This is a genomic window from Chryseobacterium sp. II3a, assembly GCF_057815135.1.
On record NZ_JBYPZJ010000003.1, the window covers coordinates 1 to 22,259 of the forward strand.

The following is a 22,259-nucleotide window of genomic DNA, read 5'->3' on the forward strand; positions in this document are numbered from 1 at the left end:
TTGGGTCAATAGCTTAAACACATACACATCGTGACTTTTGGCTTCCCTTAATTGATTTTCCAAAGCCGTTTTTTGCAATAGTAAAGTATCACGGGATTTAGCCAGCACGTTCATTCGTTGTATAACTTCCTCTGGTTCCTCATAAGGCATTATTTTATCGTGATAGCGAACAGCGTATTCTGCAATTCTTCTGGCATCTTTTCGATCATCTTTTCCTCTTAAATCACTGGCCGCCTTTTTGATTTTTACCGGATGTTCCACCCAAAGCAGATACTCTGATTTTGAACAAAACTTCTCTAATGGTCGGTTATAAATTCCAGTATTTTCACAGCAAATCAAAAGGTCTTCTTTGGTTATTTTCAGAAGCTTTAAAATACCTTTCAAAAATGAAGATATTCCTTTCTCTGTGTTGGGAATGATCTGCTCACATTGGATCTTATACTCAGAATCCATTATAGCACAATCTAATTTTGATTTGGAAATATCAATGCCGATAACGTACTTTTGTCTCATAACTTTTTTGAGGTTATCATTCACATTGAGAATCGTGTCTAAGCCCTTGATAATAGGTCCAAAGCCTAAATTTCTATAATGACCTTATTCTCAAAGAAACAGGGTTCATAATCTATGTATAGGTCTCGAATCCTTGGACACATAATGGTTCACCCTGTTTCTTGTGAATGCTTTTATTTTGTAAACTTAATTTCTTTTTACAAACTAAAGGGCACATAGTCTTTGTACATAAATATAATTATTCGTGCATTTGTGGCCATTATCAGCAGTATACAATTTTATCGGAGATAAAATGTTTGCGCCTTTTAGCAGGAGGTATTAAAGAAATTTTCGTGACTTTTCGGTCACCCAACAAATCACTGTTCATTTTTTATCTGCAAAAGCAATTTAAACAGTTGTTTGAAAAATGCGTTTTTTTACTTTTAAATATGCTGAGTGATGCTTACATTTGTTATGCTAAAAATAATATAAAACCAATGACAATGAAAATTAAGAAGATTGAATTTCCGGCAAGATCCATTTTGTCTCAGGGAAATGAAAAGTTTGATTATGCAGATAGTTTTGAAGGCGGACTGGTAGGAAATGGACAGAATTTCGATATGACGCAAATTGGGAAGGCCTTTTTTACAAGCGGCCCAAAATGGGGGAAAACAATGTTTGCGTTCAGAAATAAAATGGTAGGGATATTCGGATTGAAAACCGGTACCCAGAAAGATCCAAAGAGAGAAGATGAGGGTTTTACCTGTGAAGTAGGTGATCGTATAGGTCTTTTTAAAGTTTTTGATAAAACCACTAATGAGATCATTCTTGGTGAAGATGACAAACATTTGAATTTCAGAGTCTCTCTGTTGTTTGATAAAAACCAGGGCGGACAGGATGAAAATTCTTTAACAATTTCTACAACTGTAAAATTCCATAACTGGTTGGGGGTATTGTATTTTTTACCGGTAAGGCCATTTCATAAGCTTATTGTTCCGGCTATGCTTAAAAATATAATAGGTAAGCTGGAAAATGGATAGATTTTTTTTTATTATGTATGGATTGTCAATTTCTGTATTTGATGATAATGTACAGCTATAATAAGAAAGATTTGTTATTATTCCATGTGTTCTATTTTCGATAAAAAATCAATTTTTTTACGAACAGAAACATCGAGTACAGAGCGGTCTGTCATAATCACCTGGCCTCCTTTTCCTTTGATGTATTCTTTAAGATGGGAAAGATTAATGAGGTGTTTATGGTGTATCCTGAAAAAATTATACTCTGTAAGGAATTCTTCAAATTCATGAAGGGTCTTGGATACAATAATTTTAGTTTTATCTACAAGGTAAAATGTGGTATAGCTAGAATCGGCCTCACATCGTATAATATCATTGATGTCTGTTAATTTAAAACCCTGCAGAGTTGGAAGGCTGATTTTATTTTTTTTCAAAGGACCCACAGGAACTGTTTTATTTTTTTTGATATTTTCTAATGTTTTATGAACGGCCATAATAAAATCTATTTTCTTAATCGGCTTTAGAAGATAATCTGTGGCGCCATTTTTAATGGCTTGGATAGCAAAATTTTCATAAGCTGTTATGAAAATAATCTGAGCATCTATCGATCTGAATTTTGATAACAGGTCGAAAGCAGTACCGTCCTTCAGCTGAATATCCAAGAAAAGAATATCAGGTAAATTTTTTGAAAGATAAATATAAGCTTCCTCTACACTTGATGCTTGAAATATAGTCTGAATTTCCGGAAATTCATTTTGCAGCAGTAAAGCAATATAATCTCTTCCGTCTTGTTCATCATCAATGATGCAGGCCTGTATTTTAGTTCTCATGAGGTGTAATATAAAGTTTAATTTGTGTTCCTTGTTTTTGTTCTGATCCTGGCTCAGAAAGATTTTTAATGACTAAAGTAATATTAGTCTCAAAAAGCTGCTTAAATGTTTCAATTCTCTTTTGGGATAATTTTACCCCAAAAGAACCTGATTTTATCGTGGTCTGATCTTTATTGCTTATTCCGGTTCCATTATCCTCAATCGTTATACAAAGAGATGTACCATTATAATCAAACCGGATGTCTATTTTACCCTTTCGATCCGTTAATGTTGAAATGCCATGTTTTATCGCATTTTCTACAAAAGGCTGTACCAGCAAGGAAGGAATAGTCCAGTTTTTGTCTACTGTTTCCGATATATGTATTGAATAATCAAATTGTTCTTTCAAACGAAGTTTCTCCATATTGAGATACAGAGACAGGTATTCAGCTTCTTCCCGGATAGGCATAAAGGTTTTCTCAGAATAATGAAGTGTTTTTCTGATCATTTGTGAGAAAGTATTCAGGTAATTCTCTGTTTCTGCATAATCTTTTTTATAGAGTAAAAACTGGATAGAATTAAGGCAGTTGTAAATAAAATGAGGATTTATCTGTGCCTTTATTGCTTGTAGCTCAAGCTCTGCAATCTTCTTTTCATAATAAAGGTTTTCCAGTTTCTTGTTTCTCTTTTTATGAAAATATAAAGTGATAAAAATAAATAATATAGCTGCCCCCAAAGCGATTATAAGAAGCTTAAACCACCATGTCTGCCAGAATTTAGGTTTGATTTCAAAATTAACATCTGAAGAATAATAGGATTGTTTTCCGTTATAGCCCAATCCAAAAACTTTAAAAGTGTAGATTCCGGGGGGAATAGCATTTAATATAATTTGGGAAGAATTGCTGATTTCCCAGTTATCATTCAAGCCCTCAATTTTATATTTATAGCTTATTTTCCCTTGTGAAGCATAATCCGGAAAGCTCAGGTTAAATGTGATGTTATTATTGGGAGTCTTAGTTGTAAATTTTTGGTTGAGATTAAAAAATTCCTGATTGCCAATAGTAATAGAATTAATGATAACTTTTTTATTAATGAATTTTTGTTGTGTTAATAAATTCCTGATTGAAAGTATTCCTAATCCTTTTGAGGTTCCTGCAAAAAGCGTATCTCCTTTTATAACACATCCTGCTATAATATTTGAAGGTAAACCATCCGTTTGTGTAAAATTGTTAATTTTCAGAGCCTTGCCCAGAATTTCAACTCTACTAATACCAGAATTAGTGCTTGCCCAGAAAACATTATCATTTTCAATCTCTATTTTTTTGATTTGGTTGGTTATAAGGCCATTGCTTTGCGTTATTATTTTTAAGACTTTGTTGTTACTGAAAAGAATGATGCCATTTAAATTGGTAGCACCTACATATACATTTTGTTTTAATTTTTTAAGGTCTGTAAAATAATAACCTTCCAGGAACAAGGTTTTCTTTTTTGTTTTTACATTTAGTTTATAGAGGTCTTTAAAGGTTCCTGCCAACAAGCTGTCTTTATCATAGAGTAAAGCAGTATATATTCTTTCCTGTTGTAATATTGGGGTATAGGTATGGGTAGTGTAATTATAGGCGGTTAAACCTATATTTGAGCAGATTAATGCAGATCCTTTAGTGTAAGGCAGAACATTTTTTGGATTGTAATCCGTTGAGTTTAAAATATATTTTTGATGAGTAACGGTGTTGTATTGAATGAGACTTCTGCTTAGACCAAAGATTATCGTATTTCCCTCTGAAAATATGGCTTTATGCTGTATTTTCCTATTCTCTTCAAAAATAAGATCCTTTATTGTATGAGAACGATATATGCCACTTTTTGCCTCGTTGTATCCTAAAAAAATCCCATTTTTGTTTCCTGCAATAGCTGTGATATAGGATGAATTATTCTTGATAGGCAGATGCATATAACTCTTAAAAAACTTGTCGGTAATAAAAAAAATCCCGTTGTTTTGAGTAGAAAACCAGATATTATTATCCTTATCTACCAGAATGCTGTGGATGACGTATTTGTCCAGGAATTTTATAGGATCAGTAAGCTTCTTGTTATCCAGTAAGGTTTGTTTGAAATGCAATACACCTCCATTTTCTAAGCTTAACCATATCCCGTAATTTTTATCTATAAATATTTGCTGAATATTTTCGTTAATGGAGTAGCTCTGGATCTTTTTAAAATTAAATTTATCCTGTAATTTATAAATTTCAATCTTTCCTTTGCTTCTGAAGATATAAAAGTCATCTTTTCTATAGACTGTAACTCTTTTTCCTAATGGAATATTACAGCTTGTAGTTTTTTTGGTAACAATATTATAGGCTTCAATATTTTTTGTTGAATTTTTATCAGACAAATAAAGTAAATGATTAGCAAGATCGAATGAAATTGCATAGTTGGTGTTTGAAAGCTTGCCTCTGTTGATGAACAATGGGATTGTATTAACTTTTCCGCTCCTGTACATATAAATATTTTCTGGATTGCCGGACGCATACATATAGACTGCATCTTGATGAATATAAATACTGGGATTATGTTCAAAATGCATTTTATTGAGTTCTTTATTGGAGTCTGAATTAATAATTCTGCCATTTTTCAAATAAGCAAAATCATTCAGAAAAGATAAAATGAAAATTTCTCCATTCGATAACTGGTGGCAGGATAATACTTCAATGTTTTTTAAACCGTTTTTTTTATTGTATTGTTTGAATTCTTTTCCATCAAACCGAAATAATCCATTATCACTTCCAATCCAAATAAAGCCTTTGAGATCCTGGCTTAGTGTGTAAGTATATGAACTATTTAGTCCTTGCTCTTCGCTATAATTTACCAATCCGGGGATTTGGGCAAAAAATAGTGACGATGAAAGAAAAATATAAGAAGTTATCAGAAAAATAAATAATATTTTCACATCTTTATGAATAATAATGTAAAGATATAGTTTGAAAGATAATAATACAAAATACGAGAGAAATACTAAAAAAACAGATTGAAAAAATTCGGATAATTTTGGACAATTTCGTACTTTTGTATGTTTGCTGAAATTATATATGTCACAAGAAATAAATCCAACCTACTCCGAAGAGAATATCAGAACCCTCGATTGGCAGGAACATATCCGTCTGCGTCCCGGCATGTACATCGGGAAACTGGGTGACGGATCCTCTGCCGATGATGGTATTTACATTTTGCTTAAAGAAATCCTGGATAACTCCATTGATGAGTTCAGGATGAGAGCCGGAAAAAGAATTGAAATAAAGCTGGATGACGGCAAAGTTACCATTCGTGACTTTGGACGTGGAATTCCACTGGGGAAGATGGTAGATGCCGTTTCTAAAATGAATACCGGAGGTAAATACGACAGTAAAGCGTTCAAAAAATCTGTCGGACTGAATGGGGTGGGTACAAAAGCTGTAAATGCCCTTTCAGACTACTTTAGAGTGCGCTCTTTCCGTGATGGAAGAATGAAAGCAGCAGAATTCTCCCGCGGTATGATCAAAGAAAACTTTGATGAAAAAGAAACTTCAGACAGAAATGGAACTGAAATTTCTTTTATTCCTGATGGAGAAATCTTCCAACATTTCAAATACAGAAAAGAGTATATCGAAAGAATGCTACGCAACTACGCGTATCTGAATCCGGGATTGAAAATACTATTCAATGGAGAAACCTATTTTTCTGAAAACGGTCTGAAAGATCTTTTGGAAGAAGAACTGGAAAGCGATATCCTTTATCCGATTGTTCATTTAAAGGATGAAGATATTGAAGTTGCCATTACCCATTCTGATAAATCACAAACGGAAACTTATTTCTCATTCGTTAACGGACAAAATACAACACAGGGAGGTACTCACCTGAATGCTTTCCGTGAAGCGTATGTAAAAACAATCCGTGAGTTTTTCAATAAAAGTTTTGATGCTTCTGATATCAGAAAATCAATCATTGCCGCAATTTCCATCAATGTAGAAGAGCCGGTTTTCGAATCTCAGACCAAAACGAAACTGGGATCTAATGATATGGGACCAAATGGACCTACTGTAAGAACCTTTATCATTGATTTTCTAAAAAGTAAACTGGATAATTTCCTGCATAAAAACCCTGAAATAGCTGAAGCCATTCAAAGAAAGATTCTGATCTCTGAGAGAGAGAGAAAAGAACTTTCCGGAATCCAGAAGCTGGCCAGAGAAAGAGCTAAAAAAGTATCTCTTCACAATAAGAAACTGCGTGACTGCAGACAGCATTATAACGATCAGAAAGCTGAGCGAAAAGGAGATACGCAGATCTTTATCACAGAGGGAGACTCTGCATCAGGATCTATCACCAAGTCAAGAGATGTAGAAACCCAGGCGGTATTCTCGTTAAAAGGAAAACCTTTGAACTGCTATGGATTGACAAAGAAAGTAGTGTACGAGAATGAAGAGTTTAACCTTCTTCAGGCCGCTTTAAATATTGAAGAAAGCTTAGAAGACCTGAGATACAATCAGGTAATTATTGCCACCGATGCCGATGTGGATGGAATGCACATCCGTCTGTTGATGATTACATTCTTCCTGCAATTCTTCCCGGATCTGATTAAAAATGGACACCTTTATATTCTTCAAACCCCATTATTTAGGGTGAGAAATAAAAAAGAGACTCGATATTGTTATTCAGAAGCGGAACGGGTAAAAGCATTGAATGATCTTGGAAAAAATCCTGAAATCACCCGATTTAAGGGATTAGGGGAGATTTCTCCGGATGAGTTTAAGCATTTCATCGGAAAAGATATCCGTTTAGAGCCGGTAGTGGTTGGAAAAGATCAAACCATAGAGCAGCTATTAGAATTTTACATGGGTAAAAATACACCTGACAGACAGACTTTCATTCTTGAGAACTTGGTAGTGGAAGACGATTCTGAAATTGATAAAAAACACATTCTTGATGAAGTAAGCAGCTAACAACTGATGAACACCATATAAGAATCACAATGAGATTAAGTAACCGTAGTAAAACATCATTTTATAACTTTATTAATACACTGTTGATAATGATTGCAGTGTTTGGAATAGTTGGGTTTTTAGCCAATGAATACAGATTTAATGTATTAGGGGTTGAAAGCTATTTGATGATAATTGTTCCCATAGTATTATTAATAATCTTTCATCTTAACGGACGGCAGATTTTTGAATATGACAGTGATGGAGAAGCACTGCATTTTAAAAACAGGAATATCATTCCTTTTTTGAGCAAACCTCTCCATGATGAGTTTCCGAAATATAAACTGATAAAATATGACGTAATTAATATTTTCTTTATCAAAAGATTATATATTACCGTCTCAAGTAAGAATAATGGATCTACCATTCTGAAGTACCAGGTTTCTTACTTGACCAGAAAAGAAATAAACGATTTAAAACTCTCTCTAAATAAAGTGGTAAAAGCTAATAAAGAGAAAAAAGATTAATATAACAGATGACGACAGAAGAATATTCGCATGAGGGAGAAAGCCTGAAGAAGGTTTCCGGTCTCTACAAAGACTGGTTTCTAGATTATGCTTCCTATGTGATTTTGGATAGAGCCATTCCTTCGATATTTGATGGGTTAAAACCTGTTCAGCGAAGAATTATGCACTCTATGCGGGAACTGGAAGATGGCCGTTACAATAAAGTGGCTAATATCGTGGGAAACACCATGAAATATCACCCTCATGGTGATGCTTCCATTACAGACGCCATGGTGCAGATCGGGCAGAAAGAATTGCTGATAGATACTCAGGGTAACTGGGGAAATATCTATACAGGGGATTCTGCAGCAGCAGCGAGGTATATTGAAGCCAGACTGACCCCTTTTGCCCTGGAAGTAGTCTTTAATCCTAAAACTACAGAATGGACAAAATCCTATGATGGTAGAAATAATGAGCCCATTGATCTTCCGGTAAAATTTCCACTGCTTCTTACACAAGGAGTGGAAGGAATTGGAGTAGGGCTTTCCACAAAGATCCTTCCGCATAATTTTAATGAGCTTATCAATGCATCTGTAGCCTATTTAAAAGGAAAGAAATTTGAAATCTATCCGGATTTTTTAACAGCCGGTTATCTGGATGTATCAGAATATAATGATGGTCATAGAGGCGGGAAAGTAAGAGCCAGAGCCAAAATCACCCAGACAGATAAACATACGCTGGTGATTTCTGAACTTCCTTACTCCAAAACGACAAGCGATCTTATTGATTCTATCTTGAAAGCTAATGAAAAAGGGAAGATCAAGATCAAGAAAATTGAAGATAATACTTCTGATAAAGTCGAAATCCTGATTCATATTCATAATGATGTTTCTCCGGATAAGACGATTGATGCCCTGTATGCCTTTACAGACTGCCAGGTAACAATTTCTCCGAATGCCTGTGTGATTGTTGGTGATAAACCAATGTTCATGAATGTTTCCGATATTCTGAAAATGAATACGGATCATACAGTTTCGTTATTGAAAAAAGAACTTGAAATAGAACTTCATGAGCTTCAGGAAAGCTGGCATTTCTCTTCCCTGGAAAGAATCTTCATCGAAAACAGAATTTATCACGATATTGAAGAAGTGAAGAGCTGGGAAGACGTCTTAATAACCATTGATAAAGGATTAAAGCCTCATACCAAGCATCTTTTGAGAGCAGTAACTGAAGAAGATATTCTAAAATTGACGGAGATCAGAATCAAGAGAATTTCAAGATTTGATTTAGATAAGTTTAAAGAAAATATAGCTTCTCTTGAAGGTAAAATAGAGCAGGTAAAACATCACCTTGCCAACCTGATAACGTATGCTATAGATTATTACTTAAATATTCAGAAGAAATACGGGAAAGACAAGCAGAGAAAAACAGAACTGAGAATCTTTGATACCATTGATGCCACTAAAGTAGCTGTAGCCAATGAAAAGTTCTATGCCAATTTTGAAGAAGGCTTTATCGGAACTTCATTGAAGAAAGATCAGTATATGTTTGACTGCTCGGATATTGATGATATCATTACTTTCAGAAAAGATGGCAGCATGAAAGTGGTAAAAGTGGAAGCTAAAACGTTTATCGGAAAAGATATTCTCCACGTTGCTGTATGGAAGAAAAATGATAAGAGAACCGTGTACAACATGATCTACCGTGAAGGAAGAGAAGGACCTTATTATATGAAACGTTTCTCTGTAACCGGAGTCACAAGAAATACAGATTATCCATTAGCATCAGACAAAAAGGGTTCGGAAACGTTATATTTCTCAGCCAACCCAAATGGAGAAGCAGAAACCGTTTCGGTGCTTTTAAAGCCAAACCCTAGAATCAGGAAGAATAAAATGGAGATCAATTTCTCCGATCTGGCTATTAAAGGAAGAGATTCAAAAGGAAATCTGGTGACGAAATATGCAGTGAAGAAAGTAGACCTTAAAGAAGAAGGGGTTTCTACACTGGCGCCAAGAAGAATCTGGTTTGACGATACGGTAAGAAGATTGAATGCTGATGCAAGAGGTACTTTGCTGGGAAGCTTCAAAGGTGATGATAAAATTTTAACAATCAATACCAATGGTGAAGTAAAATTGGTTTCTTTTGATTTAGGAAACCGTTTTGATGATGAATATCTGGTATTGGAAAAGTGGAAACCTGAGCAGCCTATTACCTGTATTTATTATGACGGGGAAAAGCAGATCTATTTTATCAAGCGATTCCTGCTGGAAAATACCGTAAACGTACAAACCTTTATGCCATCTGAGCATCCGAACTCATTCATTGAAAATGTAATCGTTGCCAATGATGTAACCGCAGAAATTATTTTTGCAAAAGATAAAGGCAAAGATCGTGATCCGGAAACTATCAATATCGACGAGTTTATTGCGGTAAAAGGAATAAAAGCGATAGGCAATCAGTTTACGAAATTTAAAGTAAAAGCTATTAATATTACCATTCCAGAACCTGTAGAAGAAGAACCGGAAGTATATGAAGATCCGGAACCCACAGGAGATATGGATGAAGATGGTGGGATTATCGGAGATCTGTTTCAAGCTGAAGAAGGAAATGAAACAGAGTAGGGAGATCATTGTTTTTACTTAACAATCAATAAAAAATATCAGATGGATATAATTGTTTTGATCATTATTGCGGTTACTTGTGTATTCAGTTACATGGGTTTCAACAATACGCTCTTATTTGAAAAATATAAATTCAATGTTGGAGCAATTGCTAACCGTAAAGAATATATAAGACTGATAAGTTCTGCATTTTTACACGCAGATTTTATGCACCTGTTCTTTAATATGCTTTCCTTGTACTTCTTTCAGGGAGTGGTGGTTCATTTCTTTGGAGAAATTGGGTTTTTAATTATCTACTTTGGATCCATGATCCTTGGAAATCTGTTTAGTTTACAGATTTATCAGAAACAGCCGTGGTATTCGGCAATCGGAGCCTCAGGAGCTGTTTCGGGAATTATTTTTGCTTCAATAGCTATGGCCCCGAATGAAATCAGTGTGAATTTCTTACCAGGATGGTTATTCGGAACATTGTATTTTGGATATTCTGTATACATGATGCTGAATCCTAAACAATGGGATAATCTGGGACATGCTGCCCACCTTGGAGGAGCCTTTTTCGGACTGGTATATTCTATTGTATTGCATCCTCAGCTGGCAATGAGTAATATTTTATATCTTGGAGTCATGTCGCTGCCATTAATTTATCTGGGATATCAGATTTTTGTAAGGAAACGAATAAGATAAAGAGACTATTTTTAATCTAAAATATCAAACCCAATGAACACATCAGAATTCAACAGTTTCATCGTGATACTTATCTATGGTTCATTGGTTTTGCTTTCTCTACTGAATATTGCAAACCCTTTAAAAGTTAACCGGAAAGCCAATTTCTGGTTCGGAATCTTTCTTTTTCTTTGGTCTACTTTCTGGCTGGATGAAATTCTTTTTCTCATAACAGGGTCAGCAATAGAATTTCATTCTCTTTTTTGGGTCCGGATTATACAATATCTGACCCCTATCTTTTTTTATTTCAGCGTATTATTTCATACCAATCCTTCTTTTAGGTTTAAAATTGCAGATCTAAAGTATCTGTTGCTGCCAGCAGCATTTGTAATATGCCTTGTATTGGCTAGAATAGGATATACCAGCCCTTTCGAGCCTTTAAGTATTATCCTTATTTTGATTCAGGCATTATTTTACACAATACTGTCTTACATTACCATCAGAAAACATCAACGAAAGATTCAGCAGTTCTCTTCCAATACCGAAGGAATCAACCTGAATTGGCTGGAATATATTATCCTGGTTATTCTTGCTGTTAACATTATCTATGTAGTATACAACCTGTTTTATGATCCTAAATCATTAAATTTCTTTATCAATGCTGTATTCCTTGTAGTTATTTACTGCGTTGGATATTATTCTTTAAAGCAAAAAGAAATTTATCCATTAGAAGAAAAACAACGGGAGGAATTAATCTCTATTCAAGATGATTCTGATTCTGAAGAGGTAAAAAGAAAGCTGATGCCGGATGAAGAACTGATAAGAATTAAAGCCCAGCTTGAAAACATAATGAACATCCAGAAACCTTATCTGGATAGTGAGCTGAACCTGATTAAACTGGCAGAAATGCTTTCGGTTTCTACCCATCATTTATCTTATGTAATTAATACAGGTTTTCAAAAGAACTTTTTCCAATATGTGAACGAGTTCAGGGTTGAATATGCCAAACAGCTTCTTAAAGACTCAGGAAGCAAGTTATCTATACTGGGAATCGCTTATGAGTCAGGATTCAATTCCAAGACTTCCTTCAATACAACCTTCAAAAAAGTGACCGGGCAAACTCCTTCTGAGTTCAAAAAATAAGTTCAGATTTATAAACTTTTACTTTTTGAATGTGATTAATTTGCTGTTATACAGTATTTTGTGTTGTTTTTACTTTTGCTAAGCAAATAGGTTCGCTCAGATAATCCGGAACATTTAGAGGGTATTTCTATGATAGCTTTGTCCTGTAAAATTTAATCTTATGGATACCAAAGAATCATACGCTGTAGTCACAGGAGCAAGCCAGGGATTGGGAAAATCTTTTGCTGAAAATCTGGCAAGGAAAAATATCAATCTTATTTTGGTCAGTCTTCCTGGTCAGAATTTACAAGAACTTTCACTGAAACTTGAAGAAGAGTATCATATAAAAGCGCATTGTTATGAAGTGGATCTTTCCATTAATGAAAACGTGATGAAGCTTACAGAATGGCTTAATTCGTCTTTTAATATCCATATTCTGATCAATAATGCAGGCCTTGGAGGAACAAAGAAGTTTACTGAGGCCACTTCGGATTATATCAACACCATTTTACAGGTCAATGTCACTGCCACTTCGCTTATGACCCATCAATTGCTGCCGAATCTTTTAAAACAGCCTAAAGCCTATATTTTAAACGTTTCAAGCATGGCCGCATTCTCCCCGATAGGATTTAAAACGGTATATCCTGCCTCCAAAAGTTTTATTCATTCCTTTTCAAGAGGGCTGCATGAAGAATTAAAAGATACCAATGTTTTTGTAAGTGTTGTGAATCCCGGAGCCATGAAAACGAATACCGATGTTTGTAAAAGAATTGAAAAACAGGGTTTTTGGGGTAGGTTGACACTTTTAAATCCGGATAAAGTAGCAGCTCGATCCATTCAGCGGTTATTTAAAAAAGATTCCGTAATTATGGTTAATCCAATAAGCTGGCTGGTGATGAAGATTCTTCCCATATGGATTAAGCTTCCCCTGATGACTCAAGCTATAAAAAGAGAGATCGAAGCATGAAAAAAGTTTTTGTAACCGGAGCTACAGGGCTTCTGGGAACCAATGTTATCATTAAATTATTACAAAATGGTTATTCTGTTATTGCTTTGGTGCGCCAGAAAAGCAAGTATCTGGGCGAAAAAAATAAAAACCTCAAATTGATTGAGGGGTATCTGACCTCTGATCTTTCACAATATCTGGTAAATGTTGACTGCATCATTCATATCGCCGCAGAAACAAGCCAGAATCTGATCCGGTATGAGGATTATAAAAAAGTAAACTATGATGTTACTGCACACCTTTTCTCTCAGGCGGAAGTTTGTGGAGTCAAAAGGTTTTTGTTTATAAGCTCAGCCAATACCATCGGATATGGGAGTGAGGAATATCCCGGAAATGAAGATAACGTTCAGAAATACCCTTTTACAGATTCTTTTTATGCTCAAAGTAAACTGAATGCTGAAAATTATCTTTTACGAAATCGTAAGCATACAGAACTTATCATTCTGAATCCTACTTTTATGATCGGAGCTTATGATACCAAACCAAGTTCAGGTAGATTAATTTTCTGGGCTTGGAAAAAGAAGTTGATCTTTTATCCGAAAGGAGGAAAAAACTTTGTTCACGCTGAAGATGCTGCCAATGGAGTGATCCATGCATTGGAGCGCGGAAAGAATGGAGAAAAATACTTATTGGCTAATGAGAATCTAAGCTACAAACAGTTTTTCAAAAAAGTAAATAGAATTACAAATCAAAGTCCTTTTATGATTCCTATTCCTACTATATTCCTGAATATTTTAGGCTGGACAGGAGATGTTTTGAGAGGATTAAACATAAAGACGAATCTCTGTTCTTTTAATATGAAGGCGCTTCAGGTTCATAACTATTACGCTAACCAAAAATCAGCAGAAGATCTGGATATTCATTACAAACCAATAGACAAAGCGATAGAAGATGCTGTTAACTATTTTAAATCTAAAGAAATGAAGAGCTGATTTCTAATGAATTGATCTTTTACAATGGTTCCATAGGTTTCAAGCCTTTCACCTGTAAACATAAAAAAACCGACAAAAGTCGGTTTTTAAATTTTATGGCATTTCCTGCTATGGATTGATTTGTATTTGTTGAGTGACATTTTTATTGGAAATCACACAAGCTTTACTACAATTGTTTGTATTGGAAATATTAACTTGTATTAATCCTGGCATAGATCGATAGTCTTCTTGGTTATAAGGGACTTCAGAGCCATTCCTTCCTCCGCCTTTGATGTCATATCTTATTTTGGCGACTCCGATAAATCCGTTAGCCGGTTTAAAGGCTAATTTTCCGGTTGCCGGATAATACGTCCATGTACCTTCGCTATTAGTATAAACACCACCGGTTATATTAGGAATAACAGCACCATTGATATCTAGAAACCGGAATGAATTAAAATCAATATTATCATAGGAAGCGACAGGTGGATTTTGACCATTTCTTGAGGTGTAAGCTGCATCGTTCAGAAGAGGAGAATATATGGATTTTATCCCCGGACATCCTGCAAACAGATCATCGGTAACTTCAGCGGCATAAGGCTTGGTAACTCCCAGATTTTTTAGAAGGTGTATATTTTTAGCATCTCCGGTTGAAGCCGCAAATCCAATTCTGAAAGTGGAAGGAGGGGAAGTATCCAGTGTTCTGACTTGGTTATTTTGCATTGCATTCTCTGTATACTTTAAAGATGTTGGATAATAATAATTATCAATAACTTTTTCCTTAACATTGCCATGCTGGATCTCTAACGTAATATTATAGCCTCCCGCAGGATTAGGAACTAGAGTGACATATACCTTACGGAATCTGGCATCAGAATCATTCTGGGGAATTGAATTTCCTCCGTTTTCCATAGTAAACTGGCTAAAAGTTGAGTTTTGAGTGGCAATATGCTTTCCGGTCTGAGTATTTAAGTATACTGAACGGTTGCTGCTTGAAGGAGAAGCATTGGTTGCCGTACTGTAAAGCAGTGGATAACCATTGTATCCGGCAGGTTCAGAAGACGAAAGATACTGATTCCCGCGTTTACCTCTTAAAGTTACATTATTCCGGCCATCGGCAATAGATACGTCGGTAAGCCCGTTTCTGGTTCTGTCTCCTTGACGAAATCTGGTTTTAAAGTTTCCGAATTCATCAAGACCGATTCCCAAATAAGCGCCTCTTAAACCTTCCAGATTTCCTCCTTGTCTTGGATTTCTCATCACAAAAGTATAGCCTAACCCTCCACCAAAGTAGCCAAGATTAAGCTGATCTTTGGGAATGGATCCGTCTACCAAAAATATAGAAATCCCGTCACCTCCATTGGTATTTCCGCCATAGATAACATATTCAAATTCGAATTTAATTCCTTGATCACTGGTGAATTTTTTGTCCGCAAGGATAACACCTCCAGATATGTTAGTTACATTACGGGTGAGTCTTAACCCTTCCGTAGTAAAAGTTGCATCATTTTGAACTCCGCTTGTTGCTACCTTATATGCTTCCTGAGGTTGTAGCCCCTGGGTAAAATTTACAAAATAAGGATAACCCGTACCTTGTTGATTTTGGGCAGTAATATGTTGTGAGAAAATAAACAAGGACGCAATAAACAGAATTTTTTGAAAATGTAAGATTATACTATTTCTGTTCATAACTCCACTATTTTACAACGAAAACGATATTAATAAATGAACAATCTGTAGCCGCAGCTCTCACATCATACGTCATGACTCCGGAATCCGAAATAGAAATATTTCTGAATACATTAGGATCAGCATCCGTTACATAATAGTAAAGATCTTTACTTGAAGGGAAGAAAGGAATAGAAGCAGGAGCACTTGTGCTTTTTGCTTTTGGAGTACCAAATTGATTCTTATACAAGGTATAGAGATCTTTGGTTTGAGCAGTGGCGTTTTGAGAAGTATCAAAAGATACACTTGGCATATAAAACATTTTTACAGCATTCCCACTGATGCATAGCCAATCCGGGCTGGAAGGAGTTCCGATGTTTTGACTTAGACACTTTTTGTCTGTGTCATAAATGAGAAGTGAATTGGCTGGATTGGGAATTGCATCCCTTTTAGCTGTTGTAAGCCTGGGAATCAACATTCCTTTATTTTGGCTGTAAACTTCTAATGCAGCGCTTGGATCCGGATTGGGTGTGTTAATCCCAACTTGTGCATAAGCAAACGAACTCATTGAAAATAAAATAATTGATACGAAATAATTTTTCATGTAAGTGTATTTATGGTACGTTAATTTGTTTGTTTTAAGCGTTAATACTCTTTTTAATTGTGTTTTTATAGTTATTTTTTAAAGGGCAATCTTATTAGATTTTTCGTTTAGCTTCAGCGATGTCCGCAAAAGTTGTATAACAACTCCTTGGAGTTGATATGTCATTAAATAAGCTTGAATATGGAAATTTCTTGAAGATCAATACAAGATATAAATTACAAACCCTATAGCCGGGAATGTTTCTTTATTCTGTAAAGACAATTCAAAAAATAGAATGATTTAAATAGCCGTAATATGTTGAATGACTACTAAAAAAGTATAATTCATAACCCTTGTGTTTTATGCAAATATATGAATAATTCATTTTATTTGCCTGTTTTATGGTGATTAATTTTGTTTTGATTTAATTTTTAAATTAAAAATCAATTTATCATTAGTATTTTTATACAAAAGAATAATTTTTGTAGATTATTTTTGCGCAGCTTGATATTGGGAATATGTTGATTTTCAATGAGTGGGTTGAAAAATAAACCCTGTAAATAGTCTTACAGGGTATCTTATAATCTAGAAATTGTTTTCAAAGAGATTTTTAACAAGAATAAAAGATGCTGTTGTTAACAGAGATCTTATCACAGTTTTTGTTATTTTGAAAAATTTTCGAGGGCTTCTGCCAATGTTTCTACAAAATTAACGTGCCTGGTTTTATTACTTTCAAAGATAAAGTCTTTCATACTTTTACTTTCATACTTACTGAAATCCCCAATAATAGTCAATCCCATACGGTAATTGGAAAACTTTTGCAGAATTTCTCCTGCAATTTTGGTTTTAAGATCAAAGAAACTGGGGGTGATATTTTTTTCATAGAGAATGACTTTATCAAATCCCTGATAATAGATGTTTCCCATAAGGTCCAATCCGTCTTCTGCAGATTGAATAATAATGTGATCCGAAGTGACTTCAGCAATTTTTATATCTCCGGTATGGTGTGGCTTGATATCCATGATGTTTGGGATGTATGGTTATGTTTTATGAAGGATAAAATTACTTATTTTCTTCCATAAATAAACCGGTCATTTTCAGATAAGTCTTTTATTAACTGTACATTGGGGAAGCAATCGTATAATTCTAATGTTTCAGGACCTAGTTTTTGATTAATTTCCAAAAATAAAAATCCACCATCCCTCAGATGTTCTCTGCAATCCTCTGCAATCTTTCTATAAAAAATTAAAGCATCAGAAGTAGGGGAGAAAAGAGCCATGGTAGGTTCAAATCCTTTTACAGAATTCTCAATTTCTGTTTCTTCTTCAATGCCTATATACGGTGGGTTTGAAATGATAATATCATATTGATCAATAAGCTTGGTATTCAGATAATCTGCATGGATGAATTGAATATCAAGTTGATGATAAGCTGCATTTCGTTTGGCTGTTTCTAAAGCTTTTTCAGAAAAATCTATAGAAGAAACTTCTGCAGTGGGAAAATGCTTCTTTAGAACCAAAGGAATCACTCCGCTTCCGGTACCAATATCTAGAATTTTTAATTTCGAACCATTATTTTTTGCATTTTGAATCTCCCGGATCGCTATTTCTAACAATTCTTCTGTTTCAGGACGTGGAATCAAAACATGCTCATCTATAAGAAATATCATCCCATAAAACTCTGTTTCGCCTAGGATTTGCTGGTAAGGTTTTCCGGTCTTTAAAACAGAAACTAGTTCGTGAAGCTTTTGTTCATCATCTGTCAGAAGTTCCTGTTCTGAAAATCTTCTCTGTTCAAAAGAATCAAAGCCTACAATTTTCTGAATCAATATGGAGATCAAAAAAGTGCTTTCCGACTCTGTATAAAGGTCGGAAAGTTCTGCTTTGAAATATTTTTTAAATGCTGATATTGTCATTTATCTTGTGAAAACCAATTTAGTATCTGTAGATTTTTCTTCATTAATTCTGTATCCTTCATAATTGAAAGCTTTTACATCATCCAGCGTTTTAGCATTGGTTTCTGCACAGAATCTTACCACGAGTCCTCTGGCATGTTTGGTGTAGACTACAATGGTTTTCAGTTTGCCGTCTTTTAGCTCGTAAAAATCAAAATCAATCACTTTATGATTTAATTTTTTTCTGTCAATCACTTTTCCATACTCATTGCTGGCTAGATGAAGAAGAACTTCTCCTTTTTTCATTTCAGTATTCAGCTGTTCTGTAATCTTTTCTCTCCAGAACTCATACAGATTTTTGTACTGATCAAATTCGAAATGACGCCCCATTTCCAGCCTGTAAAGCATTACTTTATCAGAAGGTTTTAGCAAACCGTATAATCCGGAAAGCATTCTGTAGTTTTTTTGAAGATAATCTACAGCATCTTTGTCAAGTGTTTTGGCATCCAGACCTCTGTAGACTTCTCCTGTGAAAGCAAACATAGCGGGTGCAGATTCTTTAGCAGTAGGTTTTGCTTTCCATTTTTGATTTCTTTCCCAGTTTTCATCAGCCAGTTTTGGCGAGATCTCCATCAGCTCGGAAAGATATTTGGGTGATTTTTCTTTTAGATAAGTTTGTATAAAAGCTGCATCTTCAATGAATTTAGGAGTAGTAGTTTTCAACAGATCTGTTGAGTTTTCTACATTCATTAATTTGGCAGGGGATGTTACAATTTTCATAATGTTAAAATACAGATAAATGTTTAAAATCAATAAAATTCATTGCCATCAGAGTGATAAAATCAATCATAAAGTGACAAACAATAAGAATTTTAATGTTTGAATATTTTTTATAAAACATAGCAAAAACGACTCCAATAAAGAAAGGTACTACGACCTGGCCAACGGTTCCGTAAGTGCTGTGCAGAATTCCGAATAAAGCTGCGGAGACTAAGATTCCTAAAACAGGACTGTTATATATTTTCTCAATTCTGGGCTGGATATACCCCCGCATGAGAAGTTCTTCAACAGCGCCCGCGGTAAGGCATGTAAAAATAATTAAAAAATAATCATTTTTAAAGAGGGTGGTGAATTGTAAAATTTTATTACTTTCTTCTTTATGGATCAAAAACTGGATCAATCCATTCAGAATGGCTCCCCCAAAGACACAAATCAGATATAAACAGATGACCGCCTTTATATTGAATGCAGTAGGGTACTTTTTTTCCGTTGTAAGCAAAAAAGAACCCTTTTCAATAAAAAAGCTGTATAAAAATACAATAAGTAAAACGGTCCATATAGCAATTCTGCTAATAGAGAAAGTGTCTCCTGTAACGTATTTTACTCCTGTAATCATACTGATAACAGGGAAAACATAAAGCATCACGATGCCTAAAAGTACAAATGTGAGTAGAATTCCTATAGAATATTTTCCATTAAGCCCCATATAACCTGTCAACCGTAATTCTTATGCTAAATCTTAACCTAGAACTTTAAGCGTCAAAACCTTGAATTAAATAATTCCTTTTCCCTGACGGATGATTTCAGGTTCACCAGAAGTAAGGTCCACAATCGTTGATGCTACATTATCTCCATATCCCGAATCAATTACAATATCCACCAAATGATCATATTTTTCAGCGATCAGTTCTGGGTCTGTAGAGTATTCGATAATTTCATCATCATCTCTGATAGAGGTTGAAGCGATTGGGTGTCCTAATTTTTCAACGATAAGCTGTGGAATCGGGTGGTCTGGAACACGGATACCGATTGTTTTATGCCCTTTATACGCTAAAGGTAAACTTTTGTTTGCATCAAGAATAAAAGTGAACGGTCCGGGAAGGTGACTTTTCAGAAACCTGAAAACCGAAGTATCAATAGGTCTGGTAAAGTCAGAAAGGTGACTCAGATCATTACAGATTATGGAGAACTTTGATTTTTCAAGCTTCAATTTTTTCAATTGAGCCAACTTTTCCATGGCTTTTATATCAAAAATATTACAGCCAAGCGCATAAATTGTATCGGAAGGATAGATAATCAATCCGCCATTATTTAATGTTTTAATGACTTCATTCACAAGATTTTCCTGTGGGTTGTCGGGATAAATTTTTAATATTTTTGCCATAAAACAAAGATACAAATAATAAAATAGTTTTCATAAAAGTCCTTTATTTAAAAGAAAAATTAGGAATTGTGAAAAATATTCGTACCTTTGCAATCCAATATCGCGGGATGGAGCAGTAGGTAGCTCGTCGGGCTCATAACCCGAAGGTCATCGGTTCGAGTCCGGTTCCCGCTACTAAGCAAGTGTTTTCGGTAAACACTCTAAAAATACACCGCGGGATGGAGCAGTAGGTAGCTCGTCGGGCTCATAACCCGAAGGTCATCGGTTCGAGTCCGGTTCCCGCTACTAAGTTAAGTGCTTTCGGTAAGCACTCTAAAAATACACCGCGGGATGGAGCAGTAGGTAGCTCGTCGGGCTCATAACCCGAAGGTCATCGGTTCGAGTCCGGTTCCCGCTACTAAGTAAGTGCTTTCGGTAAGCACTCTAAAAATACACCGCGGGATGGAGCAGTAGGTAGCTCGTCGGGCTCATAACCCGAAGGTCATCGGTTCGAGTCCGGTTCCCGCTACTAAGCAAGTGCTTTCGGTAAGCACTCTAAAAATACACCGCGGGATGGAGCAGTAGGTAGCTCGTCGGGCTCATAACCCGAAGGTCATCGGTTCGAGTCCGGTTCCCGCTACTAAACAAGTGTTTTCGGTAAACACTCTAAAAATACACCGCGGGATGGAGCAGTAGGTAGCTCGTCGGGCTCATAACCCGAAGGTCATCGGTTCGAGTCCGGTTCCCGCTACTAAACAAGAGGAGCAATGTAACATTGCTCCTCTTGTTATTTTATTAATTATATGTAAGTGTCCGTTTTAATCTTGTTAAATGAACTCTACCAATAAATTTATAATTTAATTGCAGTCTCTGGCCAGGCAAATCCTACTCCGCCATGACGATATCTCTCTGTCTCTTGCAAATAAAAGGTGTTAACTCCCTGAATTCCAATTCCGGAATAATAGATAAACTTATCTACGTGTTCCTGATACTCACCAAACTCACGGTATTCTTTCTGTAAAAGAAGCAATTCATCCAAATCTTCGTTATGGATGCGAAGTGCTTCTGCGCTGGCTTCTTCCAATGAAAGATTTTGTTCCTGCTTCAATACAAGAATCAAATTGAAAATTTCTGTCCCTTTTGCCAGTTCTTTTGGTAGAGAGTGAATATCATTTTGCCATGCAATAACCCTAACTAATAAACTGATCATTCTTTTTACTACAGGATGTTCCAGAATGTGGTTGGGTAAAATAAGCCCAGATTCTATTTCTCCAAATGTAAGATATGGGAACATTAAAACGGAATATTCCCGAAGAACTTTAAAAAGGGCAAGCGAAGGTGGTCGATTGGTGATTTTATAAGGATGCTCAAGCTCAATTCCATATCTGACAGTCGTATAAAAAGAGTCAATAAAGCGGTCCATCCAGACTTTAGGCATAAAAGCATTAAACTCGTCCCTGATAAATGCCATGTGTTGATACAATGCATTTTCTTCTTGAGTTGGCTCAGCTCCCCGAAGTATTTCTGTACAACGGGTCCGCAAGTGCTCAACTTCTTCGGGAGATGAATCTTCTACTTGATCATCAAGTACAACATACTGAAGCATAAATCTATTGCAGGGCATAGCCTGCTCATAAGTCAAATGAGGCCACATGCAAGCTGTACAGGCATGCAGACGCATTTTTTTATATTTTATTTTTTGCAGGTCAGTTAAAAATGTATAGTCATTATCAATCCATGAATCCATATCCTTTCCCATCTGTTCTACATGAGGATTTATAAGATTAGGCCAAGGATAATAGTTTAAGGGAAGGTAGTCCTTTGATTGATATTCTTCTGGTCTCATTATTTTGAATTTAAAGTATTGATT

The 22,259-nt window shown here is 35.4% G+C and carries 19 protein-coding genes and 6 tRNA genes; 14 read left to right on the forward strand and 11 right to left on the reverse strand.

Annotated features, from left to right (window positions below):
- The coding region (locus AC3HD6_RS08485) for an IS110 family transposase (protein ID WP_488895947.1) at window positions 1-513 on the reverse strand (513 nt) is incomplete at its 3' end.
- 482 nt (window positions 514-995) lie between these two features.
- Here AC3HD6_RS08485 and AC3HD6_RS08490 point away from each other — a divergent pair.
- Window positions 996-1,532: a DUF2867 domain-containing protein gene (locus AC3HD6_RS08490; protein WP_488895948.1), complete on the forward strand. Its 537-nt coding sequence runs from the start codon at window positions 996-998 to the stop codon at window positions 1,530-1,532.
- 77 nt (window positions 1,533-1,609) lie between these two features.
- Here AC3HD6_RS08490 and AC3HD6_RS08495 read toward each other — a convergent pair whose 3' ends face one another.
- Window positions 1,610-2,341: a LytR/AlgR family response regulator transcription factor gene (locus AC3HD6_RS08495; protein ID WP_488895949.1), complete on the reverse strand. Its 732-nt coding sequence runs from the start codon at window positions 2,339-2,341 to the stop codon at window positions 1,610-1,612.
- On the reverse strand, window positions 2,331-5,189 hold the full coding sequence (locus tag AC3HD6_RS08500; RefSeq protein WP_488895950.1) for a sensor histidine kinase: 2,859 nt from the start codon (window positions 5,187-5,189) through the stop codon (window positions 2,331-2,333). The genes AC3HD6_RS08495 and AC3HD6_RS08500 overlap by 11 nt, the downstream gene beginning before the upstream one ends.
- A 217-nt stretch (window positions 5,190-5,406) precedes the next feature.
- On the opposite strand from AC3HD6_RS08500, the gene AC3HD6_RS08505 reads away from it, so the two are divergent.
- The 7 genes from AC3HD6_RS08505 (at window position 5,407) to AC3HD6_RS08535 (ending at window position 14,122) form a co-directional block, all read left to right on the forward strand.
- Window positions 5,407-7,293 (forward strand): DNA topoisomerase IV subunit B, encoded by a 1,887-nt coding sequence (locus AC3HD6_RS08505; protein ID WP_488895951.1) that lies wholly within the window; start codon window positions 5,407-5,409, stop codon window positions 7,291-7,293.
- A gap of 89 nt (window positions 7,294-7,382) precedes the next feature.
- The gene (locus tag AC3HD6_RS08510) at window positions 7,383-7,799 is read left to right on the forward strand and encodes a hypothetical protein (RefSeq protein ID WP_488895952.1); all 417 of its coding nucleotides are present in this window, start codon (window positions 7,383-7,385) and stop codon (window positions 7,797-7,799) included.
- Window positions 7,800-7,807: 8 nt separating this feature from the next.
- A complete protein-coding gene (locus tag AC3HD6_RS08515; protein ID WP_068943629.1) occupies window positions 7,808-10,399 on the forward strand; it encodes a DNA gyrase/topoisomerase IV subunit A in 2,592 nt (863 codons plus the stop codon).
- 42 nt (window positions 10,400-10,441) lie between these two features.
- On the forward strand, window positions 10,442-11,083 hold the full coding sequence (locus AC3HD6_RS08520) for a rhomboid family intramembrane serine protease (RefSeq protein WP_488895953.1): 642 nt from the start codon (window positions 10,442-10,444) through the stop codon (window positions 11,081-11,083).
- Window positions 11,084-11,116: 33 nt separating this feature from the next.
- Window positions 11,117-12,205 (forward strand): helix-turn-helix domain-containing protein, encoded by a 1,089-nt coding sequence (locus AC3HD6_RS08525; protein ID WP_488895954.1) that lies wholly within the window; start codon window positions 11,117-11,119, stop codon window positions 12,203-12,205.
- 160 nt (window positions 12,206-12,365) lie between these two features.
- On the forward strand, window positions 12,366-13,151 hold the full coding sequence (locus AC3HD6_RS08530; RefSeq protein ID WP_488895955.1) for an SDR family NAD(P)-dependent oxidoreductase: 786 nt from the start codon (window positions 12,366-12,368) through the stop codon (window positions 13,149-13,151).
- Window positions 13,148-14,122, forward strand: a complete 975-nt coding sequence (locus AC3HD6_RS08535; RefSeq protein ID WP_488895956.1) for an NAD-dependent epimerase/dehydratase family protein — start codon at window positions 13,148-13,150, stop codon at window positions 14,120-14,122. Before AC3HD6_RS08530 ends, AC3HD6_RS08535 begins: the two co-directional genes overlap by 4 nt.
- A 108-nt stretch (window positions 14,123-14,230) precedes the next feature.
- Here AC3HD6_RS08535 and AC3HD6_RS08540 read toward each other — a convergent pair whose 3' ends face one another.
- The 7 genes from AC3HD6_RS08540 to AC3HD6_RS08570 form a co-directional block, all read right to left on the reverse strand.
- Complete coding sequence (locus AC3HD6_RS08540) at window positions 14,231-15,790, reverse strand: L-type lectin family protein (protein WP_488895957.1); 1,560 nt, start codon at window positions 15,788-15,790, stop codon at window positions 14,231-14,233.
- 7 nt (window positions 15,791-15,797) lie between these two features.
- Entirely contained in the window at window positions 15,798-16,373 is a 576-nt protein-coding gene (locus AC3HD6_RS08545) for a hypothetical protein (protein ID WP_488895958.1), read from the reverse strand.
- Window positions 16,374-17,014: 641 nt separating this feature from the next.
- Complete coding sequence (locus AC3HD6_RS08550) at window positions 17,015-17,374, reverse strand: DUF4180 domain-containing protein (protein ID WP_488895959.1); 360 nt, start codon at window positions 17,372-17,374, stop codon at window positions 17,015-17,017.
- A gap of 44 nt (window positions 17,375-17,418) precedes the next feature.
- Entirely contained in the window at window positions 17,419-18,267 is an 849-nt protein-coding gene (prmC, locus tag AC3HD6_RS08555) for a peptide chain release factor N(5)-glutamine methyltransferase (protein ID WP_488895960.1), read from the reverse strand.
- The gene (gene yaaA / locus AC3HD6_RS08560; RefSeq protein ID WP_488895961.1) at window positions 18,268-19,026 is read right to left on the reverse strand and encodes a peroxide stress protein YaaA; all 759 of its coding nucleotides are present in this window, start codon (window positions 19,024-19,026) and stop codon (window positions 18,268-18,270) included.
- Between the two features lie 4 nt (window positions 19,027-19,030).
- Complete coding sequence (locus AC3HD6_RS08565; protein WP_488895962.1) at window positions 19,031-19,744, reverse strand: CPBP family intramembrane glutamic endopeptidase; 714 nt, start codon at window positions 19,742-19,744, stop codon at window positions 19,031-19,033.
- A 54-nt stretch (window positions 19,745-19,798) separates the two neighbouring features.
- Window positions 19,799-20,410, reverse strand: coding sequence for an L-threonylcarbamoyladenylate synthase (locus tag AC3HD6_RS08570; RefSeq protein ID WP_488895963.1), 612 nt, complete (start codon window positions 20,408-20,410; stop codon window positions 19,799-19,801).
- A 101-nt stretch (window positions 20,411-20,511) separates the two neighbouring features.
- Between AC3HD6_RS08570 and AC3HD6_RS08575 the strand changes: the two genes are divergently transcribed.
- The 6 genes from AC3HD6_RS08575 to AC3HD6_RS08600 all read left to right on the forward strand — a co-directional run bounded on the left by AC3HD6_RS08575 (window position 20,512) and on the right by AC3HD6_RS08600 (window position 21,140).
- A tRNA-Met gene (locus AC3HD6_RS08575) sits at window positions 20,512-20,584 on the forward strand.
- A gap of 38 nt (window positions 20,585-20,622) precedes the next feature.
- Window positions 20,623-20,695, forward strand: a tRNA-Met gene (locus tag AC3HD6_RS08580).
- 39 nt (window positions 20,696-20,734) lie between these two features.
- Window positions 20,735-20,807 (forward strand) — tRNA-Met (locus tag AC3HD6_RS08585).
- A 38-nt stretch (window positions 20,808-20,845) separates the two neighbouring features.
- Window positions 20,846-20,918: transfer RNA gene (locus tag AC3HD6_RS08590), tRNA-Met, on the forward strand.
- A 38-nt stretch (window positions 20,919-20,956) separates the two neighbouring features.
- Window positions 20,957-21,029: transfer RNA gene (locus AC3HD6_RS08595), tRNA-Met, on the forward strand.
- 38 nt (window positions 21,030-21,067) lie between these two features.
- A tRNA-Met gene (locus AC3HD6_RS08600) sits at window positions 21,068-21,140 on the forward strand.
- Between the two features lie 99 nt (window positions 21,141-21,239).
- Here AC3HD6_RS08600 and AC3HD6_RS08605 read toward each other — a convergent pair.
- Window positions 21,240-22,235, reverse strand: a complete 996-nt coding sequence (locus AC3HD6_RS08605; RefSeq protein WP_488895964.1) for a terpene synthase family protein — start codon at window positions 22,233-22,235, stop codon at window positions 21,240-21,242.
- Window positions 22,236-22,259 lie beyond the last annotated feature (24 nt).

What these genes read in the sequence shown, in the direction of transcription:
- AC3HD6_RS08605 (WP_488895964.1), bottom strand. Translation starts at nt 22,235, where the DNA reads ATGAGACCAGAAGAATATCAATCAAAGGACTACCTTCCCTTAAACTAT.
- AC3HD6_RS08550 (WP_488895959.1), bottom strand. Translation starts at nt 17,374, where the DNA reads ATGGATATCAAGCCACACCATACCGGAGATATAAAAATTGCTGAAGTC.
- AC3HD6_RS08540 (WP_488895957.1), bottom strand. Translation starts at nt 15,790, where the DNA reads ATGAACAGAAATAGTATAATCTTACATTTTCAAAAAATTCTGTTTATT.
- yaaA (WP_488895961.1), bottom strand. Translation starts at nt 19,026, where the DNA reads ATGAAAATTGTAACATCCCCTGCCAAATTAATGAATGTAGAAAACTCA.
- AC3HD6_RS08530 (WP_488895955.1), top strand. Translation starts at nt 12,366, where the DNA reads ATGGATACCAAAGAATCATACGCTGTAGTCACAGGAGCAAGCCAGGGA.
- AC3HD6_RS08570 (WP_488895963.1), bottom strand. Translation starts at nt 20,410, where the DNA reads ATGGCAAAAATATTAAAAATTTATCCCGACAACCCACAGGAAAATCTT.
- prmC (WP_488895960.1), bottom strand. Translation starts at nt 18,267, where the DNA reads ATGACAATATCAGCATTTAAAAAATATTTCAAAGCAGAACTTTCCGAC.
- AC3HD6_RS08490 (WP_488895948.1), top strand. Translation starts at nt 996, where the DNA reads ATGAAAATTAAGAAGATTGAATTTCCGGCAAGATCCATTTTGTCTCAG.
- AC3HD6_RS08520 (WP_488895953.1), top strand. Translation starts at nt 10,442, where the DNA reads ATGGATATAATTGTTTTGATCATTATTGCGGTTACTTGTGTATTCAGT.
- AC3HD6_RS08535 (WP_488895956.1), top strand. Translation starts at nt 13,148, where the DNA reads ATGAAAAAAGTTTTTGTAACCGGAGCTACAGGGCTTCTGGGAACCAAT.
- AC3HD6_RS08525 (WP_488895954.1), top strand. Translation starts at nt 11,117, where the DNA reads ATGAACACATCAGAATTCAACAGTTTCATCGTGATACTTATCTATGGT.
- AC3HD6_RS08515 (WP_068943629.1), top strand. Translation starts at nt 7,808, where the DNA reads ATGACGACAGAAGAATATTCGCATGAGGGAGAAAGCCTGAAGAAGGTT.
- AC3HD6_RS08510 (WP_488895952.1), top strand. Translation starts at nt 7,383, where the DNA reads ATGATTGCAGTGTTTGGAATAGTTGGGTTTTTAGCCAATGAATACAGA.
- AC3HD6_RS08545 (WP_488895958.1), bottom strand. Translation starts at nt 16,373, where the DNA reads ATGAAAAATTATTTCGTATCAATTATTTTATTTTCAATGAGTTCGTTT.
- AC3HD6_RS08505 (WP_488895951.1), top strand. Translation starts at nt 5,407, where the DNA reads ATGTCACAAGAAATAAATCCAACCTACTCCGAAGAGAATATCAGAACC.
- AC3HD6_RS08495 (WP_488895949.1), bottom strand. Translation starts at nt 2,341, where the DNA reads ATGAGAACTAAAATACAGGCCTGCATCATTGATGATGAACAAGACGGA.